Consider the following 21354-nt stretch of genomic DNA (forward strand, 5'->3'; position numbering starts at 1 on the left):
GTTAGGCGGGCTGGGGAGTGTACCCCTGGTTTTCGATGGTCTCTGCGAAGGCGTCGGGGTCAGCGACGCTGTCGTCGTACTCGATCTCGACGCGGCCGGTCGCGTAGTGGACTTCGACGTGCTGGACGCCGTCGACGTTCGACAGGGCGCGTTCGACGGTACTCGCGCAGGTCGGGCAGTCGAAGTCGAGGACGCGGAATTGGGTTGTGTCGCTCATTACAGTTTGAGATAGTGCCCGTACCTCAATAAGTATTTTTTATATGATATGTTTGAATTCGGATACGAGTCGTTGGAACAGTCAAACGGGTCGTCTAGGGCTTTCGCTATCGCGGGTCCATCCTGTACTGGATACCTCGACAGACACCTACCCGACTCCTGCCCCGCTACCTTTTCCCGCGTGCTCGCGCTCAGTCCTCGTATGAGTGATTCCGATACCGACCACCGTCTCGACGACATCGCGGTGCGAGACACTCGGATTTCGGACGCCATCGACGAGCCGATGCGGGCGATGGTCCTCGACATTCTGTCCGAGGAAGCCCTAACTGCGACCGAGGTCCACGAACGCCTCGACGATCGCGGCATCGACCGGACGGAGAACACGGTCCGCCATCACATCAACGAGCTCCGGGATGCGGGCCTCGTCGACGTCGTTCGCTTCGAGGAGGGGCGTGGTGGGACGACGAAGTACTACCACGCGAACACGATCGTCCTCTCGTACTCACTACCAGATTCGGCCGACGCCGCCGTCGAGGAGATGATCGACGCTGCCCAGCCCCAGATCACGGACGCGCTCACTACGCTCACCGACGAGTACGACGACGCTATTGAGGAGATCGTCGAGGATATGCAGCCCTGCGAGCACTGCCAGACCCAGAAGTACGAGACGTACGTTCTTCTGACCGTCCTGCGACGTGCGTTCGTTCGCGCCCACAGAAATTCCTGAGGGGGAACCACCCCTACGCTGGCAGGGTCTTAGAAGGAGAACCGATCACGCGCGGATTGCATCGCGAGGCGAGTCAGGAGTCGCGCAGGGCCACGCTTTGGGAGGTCCCGTACAGTCTCGATGCTGGTCGGCGGTTCACTACCACCAATGTCTAACTCCCAGCCTGTCTCGTCCATGAAGCGTTCGACAGCCTGATTTACTCGCTGTCGCACGTCGTCCGAGTCCATTGTCTCGGGCACACCATTCCGGAGGACGACGTCGCCGTCAACGATCACTGTCTCGACGTCGGCCGGGACCGCGTTGTTCACGACGTGTGCGGGAACGTTGGTCAGTGGCGTGAACTTCGGTTTGTCGACGTCGAGGAGGATAATATCCGCGCGCTTTCCCGCTTCGATACTGCCGATCTCGTCGCCCATCCCCAGCGCGCGTGCGCCCTCGATAGTGAGCATTCGTATCAGTTCCATCGAGTCGAACTGCCCGGCTGAACGCTTGAGATTTGCCGCCAGCCGAGCTTGCCGCGCTTCACCGAACATGCTGTACGAGTCGTGCCAGTAGTGGTCGTCAATCCCTACTCCGACGTCGACGCCGGCGGCTCGAAGCTCGGGAACGGGCGTCCACTGCGTCTCCCCGTCCGGATTCCAGTAACAGAAGACGGACGGGCAGTGCGCAACAGCCGCGTCCGCCTCGGCGGTTCGCTGGATGTCCTCTTCGTCGCCGAGGCGGAAGTGAGCAGCGACCAGTCGGTCGTCCAGGAGTCCAACGTCGTCGAGCAATCCTACCGAGTCCTCGCCACCGTTCGCTCGTGCCATCGTGTTACTCTCCTCGAGTTCGAGCAAGTGCGTGTGGACGAGCAGGTCCGGATACTCTGCGGCGAGGGATGCGGTCCGTTCCCACAGCTGCCGGGTACACGACCAGTCGTCGTGCGGGCAGATCGTCGCCCTGATTCGGCCGTCGTACGTGTCGTGGTACGTTTCGACGAACTCGCGAGCACGGGAGAACTGCTGATCGACTGGTTGGTCCCAGAAGAGGTCCGAGATCGCCGGGCCGAAAAATCCGCGGAGCCCTGCTTCCCCGAACGCCTCTGCACCTGCGGCAGGCCGTGCGTCCATCGAGTTCACGGTCGTGACACCGCCCAAGAGGAAATTGAGCGCTGCGAGCTCGACGCCTGCCTCGACGAGGTACTCGAATTCGCCGTTCCCTAATCTGTTAAACAAGGCCGTCCCACTCCCAAGCATCTCCGTCAGCTCGAGTTCGCTAAACGCACCGATGAGCGGTGTCATCTCCAAGTGCGTGTGGGCGTTCACCAACCCCGGCATCACCAGTTTCCCGTTCCCGTCGATAACGGTGGACGCTTCTAATTCTCCGTCTCCTGCACGTGATGGTCGGACTTCTTCGATACAGCCATCGGTGATGCATACTGTGCCGCGCTCGTACAGGCGGTTCCGCTCGTCGGCTGTGAGAACGAGTGCATCATGGATTGCCAGATCGACAGCCATCGTAAATTAGGAAGTGGATGTGACAGTTACCGTACTGGACAACCGAGCAGGCCGGCGAAGGCTGTTCTTCCAGGTGGTGTTCCCCTCATTTGGGATATCATCGGTCTCTACTGGTCCCATTAGCCTCTAATACGTCGGCGTGATTTAATCAGATTCCCCTTTTGAATCTGAAGTCGGATTCCGTGGAGCTTGTGGAGGTTTGCAATGTTTTCCCCTCTTCACGATAGATCATCTATGGCCGACGGTTACGATGCCATAGTACTGATACCCTCATAGGCAGTATATTCTAATCAAAACCGCAATAGATGATCCCTACAATGATACACCTATGCAGGCGACGATAATCGACGGAGTTCTTGAATCCCTTCGTATCGGTGTCGGATTTCTCTGGACGGCGGCGTGGGCGATCATCATGGGCCTCACGATTACGAGTCTCGTCCAGGTCTACGTCTCGAAGGAGCGGATGGCACAGGTGCTGGGTGAGGGCGATCTAACTGGACTTACCAAGGCGACTGTGTTCGGAGCAGCAAGCAGTGGCTGTAGTTTCGGCGCCGTCGCCATCGGGAAGGGCCTGTTCAAGAAGGGGGCGCACGCGGTGAACTTCCTCGCGTTCATGTTCGCGTCGACGAACCTCATCGTCGAACTAGGGCTGATGATTCTCATCCTGCTTGGCTGGGAGTTCCTCGTCGCGGAACTGCTCGGCGGCCTGATTCTCATCGCCGTCATGGCCGCCATCGTCCACCTCACGCTTCCCGAAAACCTGTTTAACGAAGTCCGCGAGAAGCTCAACGAGCGCGACCGCCAGGCGGGCGTCACGGAAGATCCCACCTGCGGGATGGAGGGGAAAGACGAGTACACGCTCACGACCGACGGCGGTGAGACGCTCAAATTCTGCTCGGAGGGCTGTATGGAGACCTATCGCCAGGAGACGTCGAGTAGCGGCGGGTGGCGTGACGAGTTGCTGTCGTGGGGTGGCTGGTACAAGGTCGGGAATCAGTACCGCAAGGAGTGGTCGATGATCTGGAAAGACATCGTCGCCGGCTTCCTTATTTCTGGGTTCGTCATCGTCTTCGTCCCGCAGTGGGTGTGGAACACGCTGTTCATTCAGGGCGACGGCCTGCTCGTGACTGCCGAGAACGCCGTCATGGGCGTCATCATCGCCGTCCTCAGTTTCGTCGGCAGTATGGGCAACGTCCCGTTCGCCGTCGCGCTCTGGGGTGGTGGCGTCAGCTTCGCCGGGATCATCGCGTTCGTCTACGCCGACCTCATCACCGTGCCCGTCCTGAACGTCTACCGGAAGTACTACGGCTGGAAGGTGATGCTGTACATCCTCGGCGTCTTCTTCGTCACGATGGCGTTCACCGGCTTCCTCATGGAGCTGCTGTTCGACGCGCTGGGTATCGTTCCAGATCTGGCGGGCGGCGAGACGGCGACTGAACAGACGTACTTCGAGCTCAACTACACGTTCTACCTCAATATTATCGCCTTTGCGCTCTCCGGGTTCCTTCTGTATGTCTACCGGCGGGGACTCGGCGCACCAGGTCAGTATCGAGATCCGGTGTGCGGGATGCGAACCGACGATGAGGGCCCGAGTGCGTCCCACGATGGGACGACGTACTATTTTTGCTCAAAGAAATGCAAGCGTACGTTCGAAGAAGAACCAACGGAATTTACTAATCAAAGCCCGCAAATATCGAGCCACGATCACGATCATGACCACTGATGATCGCACTGTGGTTCATCCGCTGTGATGGGGTTCATCATCACAGTTTCAATCCGCAATTGTCACACCTACTGCGCTCAAATAGACGGTATGAATAGTCAAATCCCGCAACTCGGGGCTGTCATATGAATCGCCGTCGAGCAGATACTGTCGTCGGTGTGCTTCTCGGGTTCGTTCTCCTGGCCGGCGGGGTACTCAGTTGGCGGGCCTATCAACAGCGTCGGGCTATCGAGCAATCGATGGGGTCAATGATGGGTTCATCTATGGGAACGATGCACGGCCCAGACCCCCTCTGGTACGTGGTTGGAACCCTGCTGGTTGCTGGCGTTATCGGTGGCGTCTATTACGTGGTCCGGGGAGAACTCACCGATCCAGAAGTGGCCGACACAACGGTGCCTGTCGATCCTGCACAGACATCGGCGGCAACAGCTACGTCGATGGATGATGACGCTGCACCGGCGACGTCTATCAATCCTGAATCGGACCCCCAAGCACGCGTTCTCGATCTCTTACCGGATGATGAACGACGCGTCCTCGAACCCGTCCTGAACTCCCCCGGAATCACGCAGATTGAACTTCGGGATCGATCTGAGTTCTCGAAGAGTAAAGTAAGCCAGACCGTGAGTTCACTCGAGGAGCGAGGTCTGCTGTATCGGGAACGACAGGGTCGGACCTATCGTGTGTATCCGAGTGATGACCTTCGGCAGCAACAACCGGGAAAATAGTCGCTATCTATCGGGCGCTCTCCCTCTCGAATTCCGTAGGTATGAACGGTCTCCCTCGAGCAAAACGGTTAGAAGATGTTATAGACGTTCTCGAACGTTCTCCTGTATGGATTCACACCCATGTCGATAACTCCCGAGCAGGCCTACGAGTAACCGAGGAGAGAGACAATGACCAACTTCAAACTCGGCCGGTGGCTGCTCGTGGCGCTCGCGATTGTCGGACTCGCGTTCGCCGCACCGGCAGTCAGCGCACACGACAACGCAACGACCGCTGACGACGCGCCTACGGACAATGCCACCGCAGATGAATGGGCCACTTGGATGGAGGCACAGATGACCGAACACATGGGCCCGGGTAGCGTCGAGTGGATGGAGTCGCACATGGGTGTGACCGTCGACGAGATGGCCCAGGACATGGCTGACGGGGAATACCACGACGGGGCTGACGACGGCTACAACGGCGGGATGTACGGGCAGGGCCACTGCTGACGGCTCTGGCCGTTTCGATCGCTCCAATCGAACACCACAACTCACCAACGCAAGATAATGACGCAACTCACCACTCACATCGGACGCACTGCTCGGCGACTCGCGATCCTCGCCGTCCCGCTGCTAGTTGCGGCGACTGGACCGGCTGTTGCCCACGGTAGTGGGAGCTACGGCGGCGGCATGATGGGGGGCGGCTGGGGCCTCTTCGGTGGAGCGATGGGGCTCTGGGGGTTCCTCTGGATGGGGCTCCTCATCGCCGTTCCGCTCTACATTGTCTATGCGCTCCTCAATCGAGGCTCCGGTGGGAACGAAGAGCAGTCGCTGTCGGTTCTCCGTGAGCGCTACGCCCGCGGAGAGCTCTCGGATGACGAATTCGATCGGCGGCGAGAACAGCTCGAACGCACCGGATGACTGGAGCAGCTGCTGTTCCAGCCGATACATCATATTCCCAACGGCCGCCGTTGCGGCACCCAACCGTTAACCCCGTAGACGGGGTATGATACTTCATGGAATACACAATACAGACTTCAGTCACCGGTGAGTTCGACGACGTCGTCGACACGACGATTGCGGCGCTCAAAGACGAAGGATTCGGCGTCCTCTGTGACATCGACGTCCAAGCGACGCTCGAGGAGAAACTCGGCGAGGAGTTTCGACAGTACTGCATCCTCGGTGCGTGCAACCCGGGGCTGGCACACGAGGGCCTGAACGAAGAGATCGAACTCGGCGCACTCCTCCCGTGTAACGTCATTGTCTACGAAACCGACGGCGGCGAGGTCATGGTGAGTGCCGTCGACCCACAACAGCTCGTCGGCATCGCCGACAACGAGGCACTCGACTCGATCGCGAACGAGGTCCACGACCGGTTCGAACGCGTTCTCGCCAGCGTCGCGGACGAACTCGAATCATCGACCGAGATCTGAACCATGACATCATCAAACCAACTCGACACCACAACCATCGTCCTCCTCATCCTCGGGGCGATCATCGTCCTCCCCTTGCTCACGATGGGGATGGGATTCGGCGGGATGATGGGATACGGTGGAATGATGGGTGGATACGGGACGACCAGCGGCTGGTGGCCACTCGTCGGGATGCTCGTCCAGCTGGTCTTCCTCCTCCTCCTGCTCGGTGGCGGATATCTCGTCTTCCGTCGCGTGACGGCATCGCAGTCGTCGCGGAATCCCGCAATGGAGGAGCTGCGTATGGCATACGCCCGCGGAGATCTCACCGAGGAAGAGTTCGAGGCGCGTCGGAACAAGCTCGAACGCTCGGAGTGACGGTCCGACCACCAACCTCCGGCGTTACTCACGTCCGGCCCCTTGGAATCCGAAATCTGTGACCCTCACAGCTTTCGGATGTGAATAGAAGTGTGCTAAAAGCATAAGACCATACTAGCTACTATGACGGAAGTTATCCTGTTCACACAGGAGACTTGTGGAGCGTGCGCAACGCAGCGAGAGAAAAACGAGGGTATCGAAGATGCGTATCCGGATGTCGAGTTCCGGGAGGTCGACATCCAGACCGATCTGGAGACGGCCGAGGAGTACGGTGTCCGAAAGACGCCAACGACGCTCGTGTATGCAAACGGGGAACAGACGGCCGAGTTCATCGGCATCGTCGACCGGGACGAATTGGAGGCTGCCATCGAGAGCGCCGGCCAGCAATCGCCCGGACTCACGAACCGGCTCGCCAGCATCATCCGTGGATAACAGAAGCCAACCAGCTACAATGACAGACTACAGTAGACGCCAGTTCCTGGGAGCGCTCGGTGCTGGCACAGTCGCGAGTGCGGGATTCACCCAACCAGTCGCCGCACAGGAGACGCCCGTCGTGAAGATGGGCAACAACTACTTCGACCCGATCGGGCTCCACGTCGAACCTGGCACGACCGTCCGCTTCGAGATAGCAGCCGGAGCTCACTCGGCGACGGCCTATCCGGACCGCGTTCCCGCCGACGCCACCGCCTTCGACAGCGGGACCATCTCGCAGGGGAGCTTCGAGCACACGTTCGAGGTGCCCGGAACGTACGACTACTACTGCATCCCTCACAAGACGGTCGGCATGGTCGGTCGCATCGTCGTTGGTAGCCCTGGCGGTCCAGCTGAAGACAGCCCGATCCCGGACGGCGAGGTCCCAGACAGCGAAACGATCGTCCAGAACGGCGCCGTTGCCGTCGGCTCGGACGTCGACGGCAGTGGGAGTACCGATGGCGGAATGATGGGTCCAGGGATGATGCACGGCCGGAACGGTGGATGGTTCGGTGGGCTGCCGTTCGTCGGCGGGGCACTCGGGATGCTGGGGCTGGTCGGCGGCTTCCTCTACTGGGCAATGGGTCGAGGCGATGCACCTCCAGAGAGTGACGATTCCGCTATGGAAACCCTCCAACGTCGTTACGCACGAGGCGAGATCGACGAAGAAGAGTTCCAGAAGCGTCGTGAACGGTTGGAGACTGGGAGTGAAGATCCATCTCGGTAAGGCGCGGTGTCGTCGCCATTTCTACACGCCCGAGGTCCCTCGCTCAGGAGTCCTTCGAAGACCTGTTCCTACGCCGCGGCACTTCTCCGCGGAACGTAAGCCGCACTCATCGGTGCCCAGAGAACGAGGGACACAGCAGCAACCAGAGTCCACCGAACCGTTTGCCCGATCAGACGGTCGTAGTGAAATCCGAGTCAAACTATCCAATTGAGCGAAGCTGGATATAGTGCTGTTTGGGTCTTCTCCCCTACAGTTACCGGAGTAAGTAGTCTACTGGCCTGATCTTACTTCTCCTGTGTAATTCGGTAGTAGACGCCGATTGTGAGGACAGCTACGAGGAGGAGGTATCCAGTAGCCCACACCAATGAGAGAGTCGTATCTACGTCCGTTGTGAGTCCGGTATCGACCATCACACGGACGGGCCAATAGCCGGGGAGTAGTTTCATCCACCATTCGGGCTCGGACTGGATGAACAGCGGATCCTGGAAGAGTCCGATATCGAGCATCGGGAGAATCAGCATTAGCCACATCCCGGCTAGGCGGTCGAAAACGGCCCCGACGAGCATCCCGATGAGACCATACGTGACCGAGACGACGAGCATCGCTGCGACGAACCACCAGAGATGCTCAGGCTGGAAATCGACGAGCATCACGCCGACTGAGACGCCGGTAACGATGAGAGTGATTGCTGCGAGGACCCCAAACCGGGCAGTGATTACCTGTCGTGCACGATAGCCGGCGACTGCCAGACGACCGTCTGTGTCTTTGGCTTCTCGCATCAGGAACAACCCGGCGAGTCCCGCGATGAGGGCGCTCGTAATCGGCGTCATAATCACGCCGTGGACCTCAGGCATCCCTCGCATGACCGTCACCGTCTCACCGTCGACGAGCGTCCGAACCGGCATCTCGACGTCCTGGGTGACTGCGAACGCCAACGTGATGAACGAGACCGGTAGGACGACCAGTAGAGCGACGAGGACGTAGTTTCGCGCCTGTTCTTTGATGCCGATTGTGAACGCCGTTGTCGTACGACTCATGCGGACCACCCACCACTGGTGCGCATCGTCACTCCGAACACTGCGGTGACGAGTACAAGCAGGACTAGCAGGTATCCGGCGACGAAGCCGAGATCACCCGTCGTATATGTGCCTTGGAACATCGCCTCCTGAAGGAGTTCCTTTGGATGATAGAGCGGGAAGTATTCCACGAACTCGGGAACGTCGGCGGCCAGCGGACTGTCGCCACTGAGGAACGCATCCATCATTGCAAGGAACACCACGACGAGCGAGCCTTCGAACAGTCGTGGAAGGAGCGCCCCGACGAGTGCGCCAAGAAACGCATAGACGAGGCCGGCAAGTACGAGGAATACGAACGTCAGGACAGGGGCTCCCGGTGAAATCGTCAGCCAGAGAACGCCGTAGTTTACGGCAGCCACGACAACGGTCACTCCTCCGAGCGCCGCTAATCGAGTCGCAAGCAGTGTTCGGGGTGGATAGCCTGTCTGAACGAGTCGCCGATCGGCTGCACGCGCACTAATCATCTGCGCGAGTCCCATCAGGCCGGCAATGATGGCGACCCCGAATATCGCTCCGAGAAGGCGACCTAGCTCGATCGGAATCGCCTCGACCGTCGGCATACTTGGTAACCCAGCCATTGCTTGTCCCCAGCCTTCGATAACGACAATCGGAAGGAGAAGTGCTAGGACAACATTCAGGGGGGTTCTGAGGAAGGTGGAGACGTTCGCCCGAATCCCCGTCCAAACCCTATTCATCGGTCTCTTCCCCCCGTTCACTGGCCGTTGCATCAGTCTCGCCTTCCTGGTCAGTCACGTCGTAGACCTGTCCGTCACGAACCTCATAGATGCGGTCGAGACGACTTTGCTCTTCGATCAGGTGTGAAATCATCGTGACAGCTGTTCCGTCGGCAGCGAGTTCCTCGGCGAGATCCCAGAACGTGAGATACGTTTCCCAGTCGAATCCAGTGTAGGGCTCGTCCAGCATGAGGACGTCCGGATCGTGCATCAGGGCGATACTGAGATTGATTTTCTGCCGGTTTCCACCACTGAGTTGGTCGATTCGGTAGTCAAGGTACTGCTCGAAATCGAGTTTCGACGCCAAGCGGTGTTTGGCCTCGTCGATTTCTTCGGCGGTCATTCCGTATCCGGAACCGAACAGTCGGAACGTCTCTCCGACCGTCAAGCGGTCGTAAAGCAGTGGTTCCTGTGGACACCAGCCAACGGTTCCCGTCCGTTCGACTGTTCCGGAATCCTGTTCGAGGACACCGACGAGGATGTTCATGAGCGTGGATTTGCCCGACCCGTTCGCGCCGACGATCCCGACGATTTCCCCCGTCCGAATTTCGAGATCGGCATCGGTGAGGACGGTCACTGACCGCGTAAATGGAAAACTCGATCCGTACGTTTTTTCAATCTCATTAGCACGGACGAGTACCTTGTTGCTTGTAGCTTCTCCTTTGGTGGTTGTGGACGCTTCCATAGGTGTATACACACGCTTCTAATTCACTGCGATTACTGTTTCAAATCAAAACTATTTGCAGCAAACTCGTAAGCAATCAGGAATTGAGTATACAGCTAATGCTAGACTCTAAGCATCAGATTTCTCTTGACTTTCTGTATACTGTTCCCTATACGTTGTTTCACAGTTCTCACTGCAAAACTGCTGGAGTGAACCACCGACACGGGTGGCTAGTCCGTCTTCACCGACAGTGGTTCCGCAATTTGCACATTTGAGTGCGGATTCAGTCCCCTCGGCATACGCTGATTGAGCAGCGTTCGACAGCAGTTGTACGTCGTATCGCCGCACGTCAGTCAGTGGTAGATATTGCTGCGCCCAGTTTCCGACTGTATTCCGCGGCGGCGTCGCAACAGCTACGATTTCGCCCTCCGCAGTTGTGAATACGTGTTCTACGGCTGGGGTCTCGAGGATCGATTCTCGAAGAGAATCCGTCTTTCCGAGCTCAGGCTGGAGGCGTACCATGACGTGTATCCGGTTTTCGTACTGTGTGAGGTCGAGATCAACGGTGAATCGACGAATGACATCTTCTTGCTCCAACTGACGGACGCGTGCTGAAACGGACGGGGGTGAAAGATTTACAGCCTCAGCAATAGTGCTGTAGGGTCGTCTCGCGTTCTCCGCTAAAAGACGGAGGATTTCGCGATCCGTGTCGTCAAGTTCTGGTTGGGTCATCGAAAGGCGGAATGGGGGTGGGTGTGGGGGAGCTACGACGCAGGTGTGGGGTGTGACGGTTAGACGTACTCCTCCGGTGTCGAGGTGAACGTCTCCTTGCAGCCCTCGGCACAGAAGTAGTACGTCTGACCGTCGTACTCAGCTGTGGCCGCCGGATCACTTTCATCGACGTCCATTCCACAGACTGGATCAGTTGCCATTCGGTTTCACCCCACATCAATGGTACGAGGGCCTGAATCAAGCAATTTGTTCTTAGCAATCCAAAGTCGGGATACATAGCGATTTGAGCCGTGCTGCACGGTTTGGCTTTTCTGACTCCACAATCAACGGTTAGTACCTCACAATCCCGAACTATCGTTCGAGTATACCAACGGATTCCTATCTGTGTCCTATATAAATACTGGAGTCTGAACCAATTCTAAACCTATGGGTCACGATCCACCACACGACAATCACGAGCAGTGAAGACCCCACAGGTCCATCCAAATTCGTGGATGCTCAAGCGTCGACGTGACGATCCGATTCTTTCTTGCGCCGTGCAAGTAGCAGTCAAGTAGTCTCTAGTTCCGCAACGAAGATAACGTGTCGCAGGAACGGCAGCGCGTGGTGAGCCTTCCGTACCTGCTCAGTAATCGCTGGGGGATCGAGATCATACGCTCCTAACAGTCGTTCAATGAGAGCCCGGAGCGGGCTCGTGAGTAGCTGGAGGTACAGCGTCGTCCACTTTCGGAAGCGTCCGACGCTGTGTTTCGTGATATCTTCGACCGCTTTGAGCTCAAAGCTCGTCTCGTCGAGAGCAGCTTTGTATCCTTCAACAGTACCCAAGGACGGCATATCCCACGCATCCGCAAATGAATCGACCAATCTCCGTTCCGTTTCAGTCACGTCTGACTGCATCACGAGATCGGAGACTACGAGAACCCCCTCGGGTTCGAGGGTATCTGCGACTGTAGCGAAAACGCGATTCCGCTCGGGGAGGTATACGAGTGCGTCGATGGCTGTACACGCGGTAAACGAGTCCCTGGTAAACGGGAGTTGTGTCGCGTCACCGATGATGAACTCGGAATCGAGGTGCTTACCCCGTGCGTTCTCGGTTGCCATCTGGATGTTGTACGGAACGAGGTCGACACCAGTGACGTTGAAGCCGAACTGATAGGCGAGGTGGAGGGCTGGACCCCCCCGACCGCAGCCGACATCGAGGAGGCGCACTCCGTCGGTTGTGGGTAGATGCGACGCGACCCTTGAGCCGACTTCCGTGACGAGGCGACGTTGACTCGAACCGGCTATATGTGGCTGGTACCACTCCGAGTAGCCGAGATTGAGGAACTCGTCAGTATCGAACAGGAGGTCGAACGCCCGCCAGATATCGGCTCGCTCGCCGCGGTAAGAAAACTGGTCGGTGATTCGGTGGCGGAGAGTACTCTGATCCATCGGCCACCTACTCGAGTTCGGAAACCTCCGAATAGCAGTACTCGGATTCGTCGCAGTACGCGAGGTCGGCACACCCGCGAGGACGCTGGTAGTCGATTCCCTTGTGCCGTCGGAGATACGTCACGTATCCGTCGTCGACGCGGTCCAGGATGTCGTGACAGATCCACTTCTCCCTAACCCACGTAGTGCCCAGATTTCGGTACGGACACAGGAAGATCGTCCGTTCGACCGAATCAACCTGTGGCGTCTCGACGATCCGGACACCGACAAGGCGATAGGCGATGCGAAGACGGGTAACGACCGATTCTGGCGTATTCGCGCCGAGGAAAAGGACGTATGCAAGCACGTATCCGAGATCGTGGAGGAGTCGTCGAATCATTGTTTAGGGTGTCGACTGCCGTCCCAAAGTATCTTGACCAGGTGTTTTCTGTTCAGATTTCGGTGTACACGTCACCTGTCTTTCCGCCGCCGAGTTTGTAGACGGTGAATGTGTCGGACTTCGTCCCGCCCATCCCCGGCGATCCAGCCGGCATCCCGGGCAACGCGATGCCGTCAATCGCCGGCTCTTCCTCGAGCATCGTCGCGATAACCTCGGCAGGAACATGTCCTTCGACGACGTACTCGTCGAGGACGAGTGTGTGACAGCTCTGTAGATCCGATGGAATACCGTGTTGGCGCTTGAGATCCGTCACGTCCTCGGTTTCGGTTTCCCCGAGCGTCGTGTCGAGCTGTTCCCGCAGGTACGACGCATATTTTCCACAACAGCTACAGCCTGGTGAACTGTATTGTTGGGCGTTCGTCACCGCTAGCGTTCCCTCGATATCCCACTCATCCCCACTCGATGACCCCAAACAACCGGCGGTTCCGAGTGCGACTGTCGTCGCACCGACCCGTAGTAGTTCGCGACGAGTTACGGCCCGTTCCATATGCTCGTCACTTGGCTCGGAAGTATTCAATTGTACGTCGACCTTTCCTGTGTATTGAGAACGGATTCAAGCACGACGGGGAAGGTGACTTTCAGTTCTGAGGAGGAAACCCCAAAGGTCAGAGTCCCGTATTCGTCTCTATGTGGCGACCCTCATCGGTCGAGGGTGCTGCCGTGACGGTTTTCCGTCAACGAGCATATCGGCCTTAAATTGCGCCCAACATGACCCAGAGCATGACTCGTCGCACCGACTCCGACACTTCACTCCTCGAAACTGTGGGAAATACGCTCTCGTCGAACTGATGCGACTCCAAACGACGTCTCCACTCTTTTCGAAATAGACGTGCTATAGCGAGTTACTTGCGATAAAAGCCTCAAGTCACCACCCCAGAGACTGTTCTCCCGGTTTCGATTCTTAACAGAAAGCACGGTAAATCGTCGTTACGTATAGATATGTATGAACTCCCCCAGCCATCTAGAAGTTCGAGAAGGTGCGGACATCAACCTGTACAACCAGATCCTCATTCCACTCTACGGAGCTGATATAAGGGACTCAGTGGTCCAATATGGCCTATCACTTGCAGAAACGTATGATGCGGCTCTCCACGTGTTATATATTCAAGATGAGGAACGCACGGAGGTGGAATCCGATCAAGTCACTAAACAAGAGGAATGGGACGCAGCAGCGGTAATTGAACCCGTGGTGGATCAGGCCCACTCGCTCGGACTCAATGTGATACCAGCAGTGGATAGTGGGCACTCTCCAGGTGTTATTCGGGAATACGCTGAGGAGAATGATATCGATTTGCTTGTCCACCAGAAACCTACACAGACTAGATTAGCACGAATTCTCCGGAGAGACGTCTCCAGCCACATCATTCAAAATATCTCTCTTCCTGTCTTGACGATACCTGATATGGATCCCTCTGATCCGGTAGGAGAGTTATCTACTAGTCAGTTCACAGATATTCTCGTGCCTACGGATGGATACGACGAGGCATCTGTGGCCTTCAAACATGGGCTACAAATTGCTAAACGGTATGATGCAACCCTACATGGACTTTTTATCATTTCCGAACAGTCCTATTCGAGTCGGCCTGGATTCACGTGGGAAGAGGTCACTGACTCTTGGGAACAGCGGGGAACTCGGCTCTTGGAGGACATTACGGAGAAGGCAGCGACCTTGGACGTTCCTGTCCGAACTACGTTGAGCTTTGGTCAACCTCAGCAGGAGATTCTCAAATACACTGAGGTGACTGACATCGACCTTGTTACAATGGGGACACGAGGATTGACTGGCATTCGTCGGCTATTACAGGGAAGCGTCGCAGCTCAAGTGATCGAGGAAGCAGATTACCCCGTTCTAACGATTAACCGAAGGACAGCTGAATTGAAAAAACACCCGTACACCTTTCTTCGAAAGACAAACCAGAATCGGAAGTCAAGGCTATATTGAAATATTATTTGTAATATACTAATTTCAGTCTTAAATTCGGAAATTCTAATTGCGTATTAATCCCCGTTTCTTCTACCAAACCAAAGAGTGTTAAGTTCGTTCTGCTGAATAAAGCGCGCGTACTGACCAGAAGGAAAACCAAGAAACGACAGGGCTACTCCTAAAAATCGTGTTTGTCTTCACGTTTAGGTGCATCAGATGGACGTTAGTGCGAGCAACGCGAAAAGTTAACTGGCAAATGGCTCCACGGACTGAGTTGTTGAACTAGTCGTCCATGCCGGATGGGGTTTGGCCCGTAGTCGATCCCGACGGTGCCGACCCTGCGGCAAACTTGTAAACGGCGACGAGTCCCCAAATCACCAAGCCGAGCAGGATGATGCCCGCCCTAATGTCGATGGGGACCACTGCAGCGTGTTCGATTGCTCCCTCGCTATCGACTGGGTGCCCGGCTCCCAGTAGCATGTCGAGCAGGCCGATCACGACGACGCCCAAGACAACCAGGCCACCGCCGACGTACATGGCGATTTGGTCTGCCGTTGATAAGTCACTCATTGGTAGTCACCCGAGGAGTTTCCGTAATCGCGTGTTCTCGAACAGTTCCATCTCACGCAGGCGGTTATCGACTGCCAGGACGCCGCCCGCTCCAAGTGCCACAATGGTTCCGAAGACCATGATCCCAAGGAGTTCACCCGTGACCATACCGTTGGCCCAGCCGCCACCGTAGCCGTTGATGAAGTAGAAGAACAGCATCATGAAGGCACCAAAGAAGGCGGCGGTCCTCGTGAGGACACCGAGTATCAGCCCGAGACCGATGGCGGTTTGCCCAAGCGGTACCGCCACGTTGACGAACGCCAACAGGATGCCGTCGCTGAACGGCGTGACGAAGGGGGCGAGAATCGTGCCCTGAGCGGCTCCGCCGACGAACCAGCTGGCGTCGAAGGGCCACGCCCAGATTTTGTCAAGGCCAGCGTGGAGCATCCACCACCCGGCGGTCAGCCGGAGCAGCAGGATCCAATACGACAACCAGGCTCCCGAGACCGAGAACGACGTCTCGGTTCCGAGAAAATTCGTACGGATGGATTGAGTTGACATGGCATACTTCACCTCACGGCTGATTTTGTCAGATGTAGTAAAAAAGATTGATGGTGTTCGTGATTTCTAAGAGTCGGGGCTCATTTCAGGAACGCGGATATCCGAGGTGAGTTGGATGATTCTCAAGAAGGAATTCGGTCACCCTCTACGGACTGATTGTGTGCTGGGGCGTGTAAGCGGGAACACTGATGAAGCCGAGCCCACCGAATTCTGGATCTCGGAAAATTCGCTTGAGGGACTCCATTTGCTGATTTAATCCTCTGTACTTACCGATCCTCCCAGTAGCTAACAGATTCTGAGAATTTAACTCGAGCGGATGTCAATTAATCAACTCCCATTGGTTAGTCATTCCTCCATAGACACGGTTTAAAACTCGTCGTCTCGAGAAAATACGGGCAAACAAAACAGGGTGGCGGAGGAGACGCAGTAGAACTGTACTCGGAGACCGGTCAACGTCTTCAATATCGATCCCGGCAGCGGCACGAATTGCTGCTCCCAGAACCTTGGGATTACGAGTTTCAAGAAAGTATCTCACAACTGTGGCGAAAATGTACTCCGTTTTCATCCTCTGATATAAACTGTCAGGAAAATTGTGTAATTGGCCGCTGTTAGCCAACTCTGCGGCCAAGAATCCCGATTCAACGGCCTGTGAGATCCCCTTTCCGGTGAGTCGGTTTGCGATACCTGCAGCATCACCCACCCGTACGACGGAATGCTCCGGTAGATAGGTTCTGTCGGGATCAAGGCTTGGTCCCTCGGGAATGATTGCGACGTTCGTCCGTTCCTGCGACGGGACTGGCCACCCATTCCGCTTACAGGCTTCCCTCAATGCCTTCATATAATCACTAGGCCGGTCACTGACCGTCCAGCCGATACCAACGTTGGCTCGTTGCGATGTCTTCGGGAATGCCCACGAGTACCCTGTATAGTTCTCCAGAATTATCCGGCTGTTCGGGTACAACTCGGTGAAGTCCCCTTCGACATCACTGTTAAGCGCTACCATATATCCTGAATACTCGTTGGTTGTTCCGAGCGCTTTACTAGAGAGTGATGGCTGACCGGTTGCATCAACGACGAGATCATACTCATCGGTGAACTCGTGGAAATCTGTCCGTGTGATAGACTGGTTTTCGTGGATGTCAACACCCTTCTCTGAGAGTTGTTCTGCCCAGGACTGCTCAACGACATTTCGGTCCGTTATATATGTATCCGCAGCAGGAAAGGTGCCGGCTCCAGTGCGGTGGCGATCGGCGTCGATTCCGTCATACACCTCCACTTCCATCGCTGGCAGCGGATTGAGAAAGCCGTTCTCTACAGTCGGCTCGAGTGGGATCTTCGATACCGCTGTCATCGCTTCTCCGCAATTAACGCGTTTGCTATCGTAGGACTGCCGCTCATATAGTTCGACGACGAATCCAGCGTCGTCGAATCCAGCAGCTGCTGCAAGCCCGGCCATCCCTCCACCTATTACCGCAATTTTGGACGTTCGTGTCATCGGTTTTTGCCAATCTTTGAGGCCATCGTTAAGCTCCCAACAGCATCCGAAGTGACCCACGAACGCCCATCGGGAGTCCGATCGCTCCGATGAAGAACGTCATAAGCCACCACCACGTGTGATTCATCTCCTCTTTCGCATCGGCGAGATACCACACGATGCCGACAGTCACGACGAGTTTCAGCACGAACGTCGATCCGGAGAATCCAGTCGCCTGGTACACGAGATTCGTCACGACCAGCTTTGGGGAGTAGCCGAGGAACGTCACACCGATGAGATTCTGCGCAGCGTCCCACAACTGGCCGAAAACGGCCAGCAGAATTAGCGGGTGTCGAAGGTGTGTGATATTGACGAAACTCGCGCCCCAGTAGTAGAGTGCGGTTACGCCGAGCGCTATCCCCGTCGTCGCGACAGGAACCCATAGGCGGAGTGGGGTCGATGTCGAGAGGCCGTGCCAAACAGCCCACCAGACGGCCCCGACAGCCCACACCGACCCGACGAGCCCGACTGTTAGCGGGATAGATCCGATATTTTGGTCACGCAAGAGTGCACCGACACCGAGCGCGAGGATGGTGACAGCGGTGACGACGATGTAAATCGATGGCGTGATGAACCACACCGCGTAGTCCCCGAGCAGCCCGAGATCCTCGAGGGCGCGCATCGCCCCACCTGCGATGATGATCGGAGCGAACCCGTAGGCCAGTCGTGCGTCGAACGTGACGTCGAGTTGGTCGAGATACGCACGTAGTCCGGGGAGGCTGTATACGACTGCCGCGAGGTAGATTACCGTGTTCACCGCGTTGTAGCCCTGGACAGCACGAACCCCCTCGTGCGTGACTGGCTGACCGGCCGCATCGGCGACGACTGGTCCCCAGAGATACTGCCAGATGAACCGGTCGTAGACCAACGTCGGAAACACGAGGATGCCCCCACCGAGGAGGACGAGCGGGGCCAGCAGGTACAGCGCCCACCACTCGCGTGAGCCGGTCTCCGGAAGGACAGTCTCGACGCGGCGGGTGACAGTACTCACGACCCGTTCACCTCCAATCGCCACGTCGTGCTTTTCGAGCGCCCCCACTGTTCGAGTGAAACGATTGTGAGTTCGTCCTGGAGCTGGCTGAGATACTGCGCGACTGCCTTGGGAGATCCGTCGAGGTCGCTGGCAATCTCGCGAGCCCGGAGGTATGTCGGTTCGCTACTGGCTGTCTCGACGAGGTACCTTCGAACCGTGTGCCGGGAAATATTCGACATTGATCTAGAGGTGACGGTTAGCGAAGAAATCCGAAGAGCTTGTAGTCGTGATCGGGGGTGTACCGCCGGAACAGGAGACTGTTCGTCAGCACCGACACCGACGAGAACGCCATTGCTGCTGCAGCGAGCACGGGCTGGAGGAGGCCGAGCGACGCTAACGGAATCATCGCCGTGTTGTAACCGAGCGCCCACACGAGGTTCTGTTTGATCTTCTGGAGTGTCGCGTCTGAGATTCGGATCGCCTTTACCACGTCGAGCGGGTCGTCTCGCATCAGCGTGACGTCTGCAGCTTCGATGGCGACGTCGGTGCCGGAGCCGATTGCTGTCCCGACGTGTGCGACCGCGAGTGCCGGAGCGTCGTTGACGCCGTCACCGACCATCATCGCCTGCCGGCCCTCGTCTTGAATACTGTCGACCGCGTTGGACTTGTCCTCAGGAAGGACTCCTGCGCGGACGTTCTTCGGGTCGATACCCACCTGTTTAGCGACCGCACGGGCAGTTCGCTCGTTGTCGCCCGTAATCATCATCACGTCAACTCCCCGCTCTTGGAGTGCTGTGACAGCCTGCTTGGAGCTTTCCTTCACTGTGTCGGCGTCGGCGACCACACCCACGAGCTCCCCCTCGTAGGCGACCAGCATCGCCGTCTTCCCCTCGTTCTCGAGGCGTTCCATCGTCTCCTCAGCGGGAGAGGGGTCGATCCCGTTGTCCCGCAGCAGCTTGCGGTTGCCGACCAGCACCTCGCTGTCACCAATGACTGCTTTGATCCCGTGGCCCGGAACGTTCTCGAAGTCGTCAGGCTCAGTCACGTCCAGGCCGCGTTCTTCGGCCCCTTCGACGATTGCACGGGCGAGCGGGTGTTCGCTGCCGCTTTCAGCTATCGCCGCCAGTCGAAGCACATCATCCTCTGAGAGGCGCTCACGGGTGCTGAGCTGTCCACCATCTGGGGTCGGCTCGCCACCGTCAGTCACCACATTTCCATCGCTATCAAAGACGACCACGTCGGTGAGTTCCATTTCACCCTCCGTGAGGGTGCCCGTCTTGTCGAAGACGACCGTGTCGACGTCTTTTGCGCGTTCGAGGATGTCACCGCCCTTGAACAGGACGCCGTTCTGGGCACCAATCGTCGTCCCGACCATCGTCGCTGCGGGCGTCGCCAGCCCCAGCGCACAGGGACAGGCGATGAGGATCGAGGACGCGAAGACAATTATCGCGAACTCGAAGACTGAAACGGTCCCACCGACCGGGGCCGGGCCGCCAGCAACCTGACCCCACAGCGGGAGCCAGTCGACGAAGCCAGCGAGAGCCTCGGGGAACAGGAACCAGACGACACCCCAGAGAAGGGCGTTCGCGATGACCGCAGGCACGAAGTACGCGGAGATGCGGTCGGCGAGATTCTGGATGTCGGGCTGGCGCGACTGGGCCTCCTTGACTGTCTGGACGATCTGTTGGAGGGCCGTGTCTTCTCCAACCTTCGTCGCCTCCACGACAAGGACGCCGTTCTCGTTAATCGTCGAGCCGACGACCTCATCGCCCTCCTCTTTCTCGACAGGCACAGATTCGCCAGTGACCATTGACTCGTCGACGGCAGACTGACCGTCGACAACGACACCGTCTGTGGGAATCTTCTCACCTGGACGAATTTTCATCCGGTCACCAGTTGTGACCTCTTCGAGTGGAACTTCTTCTTCACTGCCGTCCTCGCGGACAATGGTCGCCGTTTCGGCTTCCATTTCGAGGAGCTTTCGGAGGGCCTCACCCGCTTGGCCCTTCGACCGAGCTTCGAGATAGTTACCCAACGTGATGAACACGAGGATGAGGGCTGCCGTGTCGAAATAAAGTCCACCTGCAATGAGTTCAGCAAGGACTGCCACAGAGTATAGATAGGCCGTTGTTGAACCGATCGCAATCAGCACGTCCATATTGGCGCGGCCGTTCTTCACGATCGCCTTGTACGAGTTCTTATAGAACGGCCAGCCGAGGATCGCCTGTACCGGCGTGGCGAGGAGGAACTCAACCCAGCCAAGTTCCACACCGAAGACGGCTTCAGGGACGATCGCGCCACCGAGCAGATAATTGTCGATGAGGAAGAAGAGCAACGGTGCCGATAACACTGCCCCAAAGAGGGTCAACCTGAGTTGTTTCCGAGTTTCGGCTTGACGGGCGGCATCTCGTGCGTCCTGGCCCGACTCTTCGTCGGCACCATCTTCGCGGACGGGCGAGTAGCCAGCCTCCTCGATAGCATCGTACAGCGCACCAATAGATACTTCCGCAGGATTGTAGGTGACCTGTGCTTCGTCGGTTGCGTAATTGACCTCCGCATTAACGACGCCCGGAATATTTTCAAGAGCGGTTTGGTTGGTCTCGGCGCAGTTGGCACAGGTCATATCGGAGATGGCAATCGTTACCGTCTCAGAGACTGCGCCGTACCCGGCCTCGTCGATCGCGTCGTAGATTTCTTTGAGCGATACCTCTTCAGGGTCGTAGGTGACGGAACCCTCGTCGGTGGCGAAGTTCGCATCCGCCTCCGATACCCCGTCGAGCGATTCGAGAGTGTCCTGGATCGTCGCCGAACAGTTGGCGCAGGACATTCCCGTGATATCAAGATGGATTGTTTGGCTTGTCATGCTTGTTCTACTATACGGGG

General features: G+C 57.2%; 26 protein-coding genes. 10 read left to right on the forward strand and 16 right to left on the reverse strand.

Going from position 1 to position 21354, the window contains the following annotated elements:
- Window position 1: 1 nt before the first annotated feature.
- Window positions 2-217, reverse strand: a complete 216-nt coding sequence (locus tag DMP03_RS11420) for a heavy-metal-associated domain-containing protein (RefSeq protein WP_004594622.1) — start codon at window positions 215-217, stop codon at window positions 2-4.
- A 201-nt stretch (window positions 218-418) separates the two neighbouring features.
- Between DMP03_RS11420 and DMP03_RS11425 the strand changes: the two genes are divergently transcribed.
- Window positions 419-943: an ArsR/SmtB family transcription factor gene (locus DMP03_RS11425; protein ID WP_004048660.1), complete on the forward strand. Its 525-nt coding sequence runs from the start codon at window positions 419-421 to the stop codon at window positions 941-943.
- A 29-nt stretch (window positions 944-972) separates the two neighbouring features.
- On the opposite strand, the gene DMP03_RS11430 is transcribed toward DMP03_RS11425, so the two are convergent.
- Window positions 973-2439 (reverse strand): amidohydrolase family protein, encoded by a 1467-nt coding sequence (locus DMP03_RS11430; protein ID WP_011222406.1) that lies wholly within the window; start codon window positions 2437-2439, stop codon window positions 973-975.
- Between the two features lie 328 nt (window positions 2440-2767).
- On the opposite strand from DMP03_RS11430, the gene DMP03_RS11435 reads away from it, so the two are divergent.
- The 8 genes from DMP03_RS11435 to DMP03_RS11470 all read left to right on the forward strand — a co-directional run bounded on the left by DMP03_RS11435 (window position 2768) and on the right by DMP03_RS11470 (window position 7854).
- Window positions 2768-4162 (forward strand): permease, encoded by a 1395-nt coding sequence (locus DMP03_RS11435; protein ID WP_004594620.1) that lies wholly within the window; start codon window positions 2768-2770, stop codon window positions 4160-4162.
- 125 nt (window positions 4163-4287) lie between these two features.
- Entirely contained in the window at window positions 4288-4887 is a 600-nt protein-coding gene (locus DMP03_RS11440; RefSeq protein WP_135806939.1) for a helix-turn-helix transcriptional regulator, read from the forward strand.
- 168 nt (window positions 4888-5055) lie between these two features.
- On the forward strand, window positions 5056-5376 hold the full coding sequence (locus tag DMP03_RS11445) for a hypothetical protein (RefSeq protein ID WP_004594618.1): 321 nt from the start codon (window positions 5056-5058) through the stop codon (window positions 5374-5376).
- A gap of 57 nt (window positions 5377-5433) precedes the next feature.
- The gene (locus DMP03_RS11450; protein ID WP_004594617.1) at window positions 5434-5787 is read left to right on the forward strand and encodes an SHOCT domain-containing protein; all 354 of its coding nucleotides are present in this window, start codon (window positions 5434-5436) and stop codon (window positions 5785-5787) included.
- Window positions 5788-5882: 95 nt separating this feature from the next.
- The gene (locus DMP03_RS11455) at window positions 5883-6299 is read left to right on the forward strand and encodes a DUF302 domain-containing protein (protein WP_004594616.1); all 417 of its coding nucleotides are present in this window, start codon (window positions 5883-5885) and stop codon (window positions 6297-6299) included.
- A 3-nt stretch (window positions 6300-6302) separates the two neighbouring features.
- Window positions 6303-6656, forward strand: a complete 354-nt coding sequence (locus DMP03_RS11460; RefSeq protein ID WP_004594615.1) for an SHOCT domain-containing protein — start codon at window positions 6303-6305, stop codon at window positions 6654-6656.
- Between the two features lie 123 nt (window positions 6657-6779).
- Window positions 6780-7088, forward strand: a complete 309-nt coding sequence (locus DMP03_RS11465) for a thioredoxin family protein (RefSeq protein ID WP_004594614.1) — start codon at window positions 6780-6782, stop codon at window positions 7086-7088.
- Between the two features lie 19 nt (window positions 7089-7107).
- Complete coding sequence (locus DMP03_RS11470) at window positions 7108-7854, forward strand: plastocyanin/azurin family copper-binding protein (protein ID WP_004594613.1); 747 nt, start codon at window positions 7108-7110, stop codon at window positions 7852-7854.
- 284 nt (window positions 7855-8138) lie between these two features.
- Here the strand turns inward: DMP03_RS11470 and DMP03_RS11475 are convergent, their stop codons facing one another.
- From DMP03_RS11475 to DMP03_RS11510, 8 genes are all read right to left on the reverse strand, one after another.
- Window positions 8139-8891, reverse strand: coding sequence for an ABC transporter permease (locus DMP03_RS11475; protein WP_004594612.1), 753 nt, complete (start codon window positions 8889-8891; stop codon window positions 8139-8141).
- Window positions 8888-9490: an ABC transporter permease gene (locus DMP03_RS11480; RefSeq protein WP_004594611.1), complete on the reverse strand. Its 603-nt coding sequence runs from the start codon at window positions 9488-9490 to the stop codon at window positions 8888-8890. Before DMP03_RS11480 ends, DMP03_RS11475 begins: the two co-directional genes overlap by 4 nt.
- A 127-nt stretch (window positions 9491-9617) precedes the next feature.
- On the reverse strand, window positions 9618-10241 hold the full coding sequence (locus DMP03_RS11485; protein WP_004594610.1) for an ABC transporter ATP-binding protein: 624 nt from the start codon (window positions 10239-10241) through the stop codon (window positions 9618-9620).
- A 216-nt stretch (window positions 10242-10457) separates the two neighbouring features.
- A complete protein-coding gene (locus tag DMP03_RS11490) occupies window positions 10458-11060 on the reverse strand; it encodes an AsnC family transcriptional regulator (protein WP_004594609.1) in 603 nt (200 codons plus the stop codon).
- 59 nt (window positions 11061-11119) lie between these two features.
- Window positions 11120-11260, reverse strand: coding sequence for a YHS domain-containing protein (locus tag DMP03_RS11495; protein WP_011222411.1), 141 nt, complete (start codon window positions 11258-11260; stop codon window positions 11120-11122).
- A gap of 349 nt (window positions 11261-11609) precedes the next feature.
- A complete protein-coding gene (locus DMP03_RS11500; RefSeq protein ID WP_004594607.1) occupies window positions 11610-12491 on the reverse strand; it encodes a class I SAM-dependent methyltransferase in 882 nt (293 codons plus the stop codon).
- 7 nt (window positions 12492-12498) lie between these two features.
- On the reverse strand, window positions 12499-12870 hold the full coding sequence (locus tag DMP03_RS11505; RefSeq protein ID WP_004594606.1) for a hypothetical protein: 372 nt from the start codon (window positions 12868-12870) through the stop codon (window positions 12499-12501).
- 52 nt (window positions 12871-12922) lie between these two features.
- Window positions 12923-13417, reverse strand: a complete 495-nt coding sequence (locus tag DMP03_RS11510; RefSeq protein WP_004594605.1) for a DUF411 domain-containing protein — start codon at window positions 13415-13417, stop codon at window positions 12923-12925.
- Between the two features lie 456 nt (window positions 13418-13873).
- On the opposite strand from DMP03_RS11510, the gene DMP03_RS11515 reads away from it, so the two are divergent.
- Window positions 13874-14872: a universal stress protein gene (locus DMP03_RS11515; RefSeq protein WP_004594604.1), complete on the forward strand. Its 999-nt coding sequence runs from the start codon at window positions 13874-13876 to the stop codon at window positions 14870-14872.
- Between the two features lie 264 nt (window positions 14873-15136).
- Here the strand turns inward: DMP03_RS11515 and DMP03_RS11520 are convergent, their stop codons facing one another.
- The 6 genes from DMP03_RS11520 to DMP03_RS11545 form a co-directional block, all read right to left on the reverse strand.
- Entirely contained in the window at window positions 15137-15424 is a 288-nt protein-coding gene (locus DMP03_RS11520; protein WP_004594603.1) for a hypothetical protein, read from the reverse strand.
- Window positions 15425-15430: 6 nt separating this feature from the next.
- Window positions 15431-15964, reverse strand: coding sequence for a DoxX family protein (locus tag DMP03_RS11525; RefSeq protein ID WP_004594602.1), 534 nt, complete (start codon window positions 15962-15964; stop codon window positions 15431-15433).
- A gap of 319 nt (window positions 15965-16283) precedes the next feature.
- Window positions 16284-17459, reverse strand: a complete 1176-nt coding sequence (locus DMP03_RS11530; RefSeq protein WP_011222414.1) for an NAD(P)/FAD-dependent oxidoreductase — start codon at window positions 17457-17459, stop codon at window positions 16284-16286.
- A 28-nt stretch (window positions 17460-17487) separates the two neighbouring features.
- Window positions 17488-18489 (reverse strand): DUF63 family protein, encoded by a 1002-nt coding sequence (locus DMP03_RS11535; RefSeq protein ID WP_004594600.1) that lies wholly within the window; start codon window positions 18487-18489, stop codon window positions 17488-17490.
- On the reverse strand, window positions 18486-18710 hold the full coding sequence (locus DMP03_RS15000; RefSeq protein WP_004594599.1) for a DUF7123 family protein: 225 nt from the start codon (window positions 18708-18710) through the stop codon (window positions 18486-18488). The genes DMP03_RS11535 and DMP03_RS15000 overlap by 4 nt, the downstream gene beginning before the upstream one ends.
- A gap of 17 nt (window positions 18711-18727) precedes the next feature.
- Window positions 18728-21334 carry a heavy metal translocating P-type ATPase gene (locus DMP03_RS11545; RefSeq protein ID WP_004594598.1) on the reverse strand — a complete coding sequence of 869 codons (2607 nt, stop codon included), beginning with the start codon at window positions 21332-21334 and terminating at the stop codon, window positions 18728-18730.
- Window positions 21335-21354 lie beyond the last annotated feature (20 nt).

Origin of the sequence: Halosegnis rubeus, assembly GCF_009184545.1 — an archaeon.
Classification (GTDB): Archaea; Halobacteriota; Halobacteria; order Halobacteriales; family Haloarculaceae; genus Halosegnis; species Halosegnis rubeus.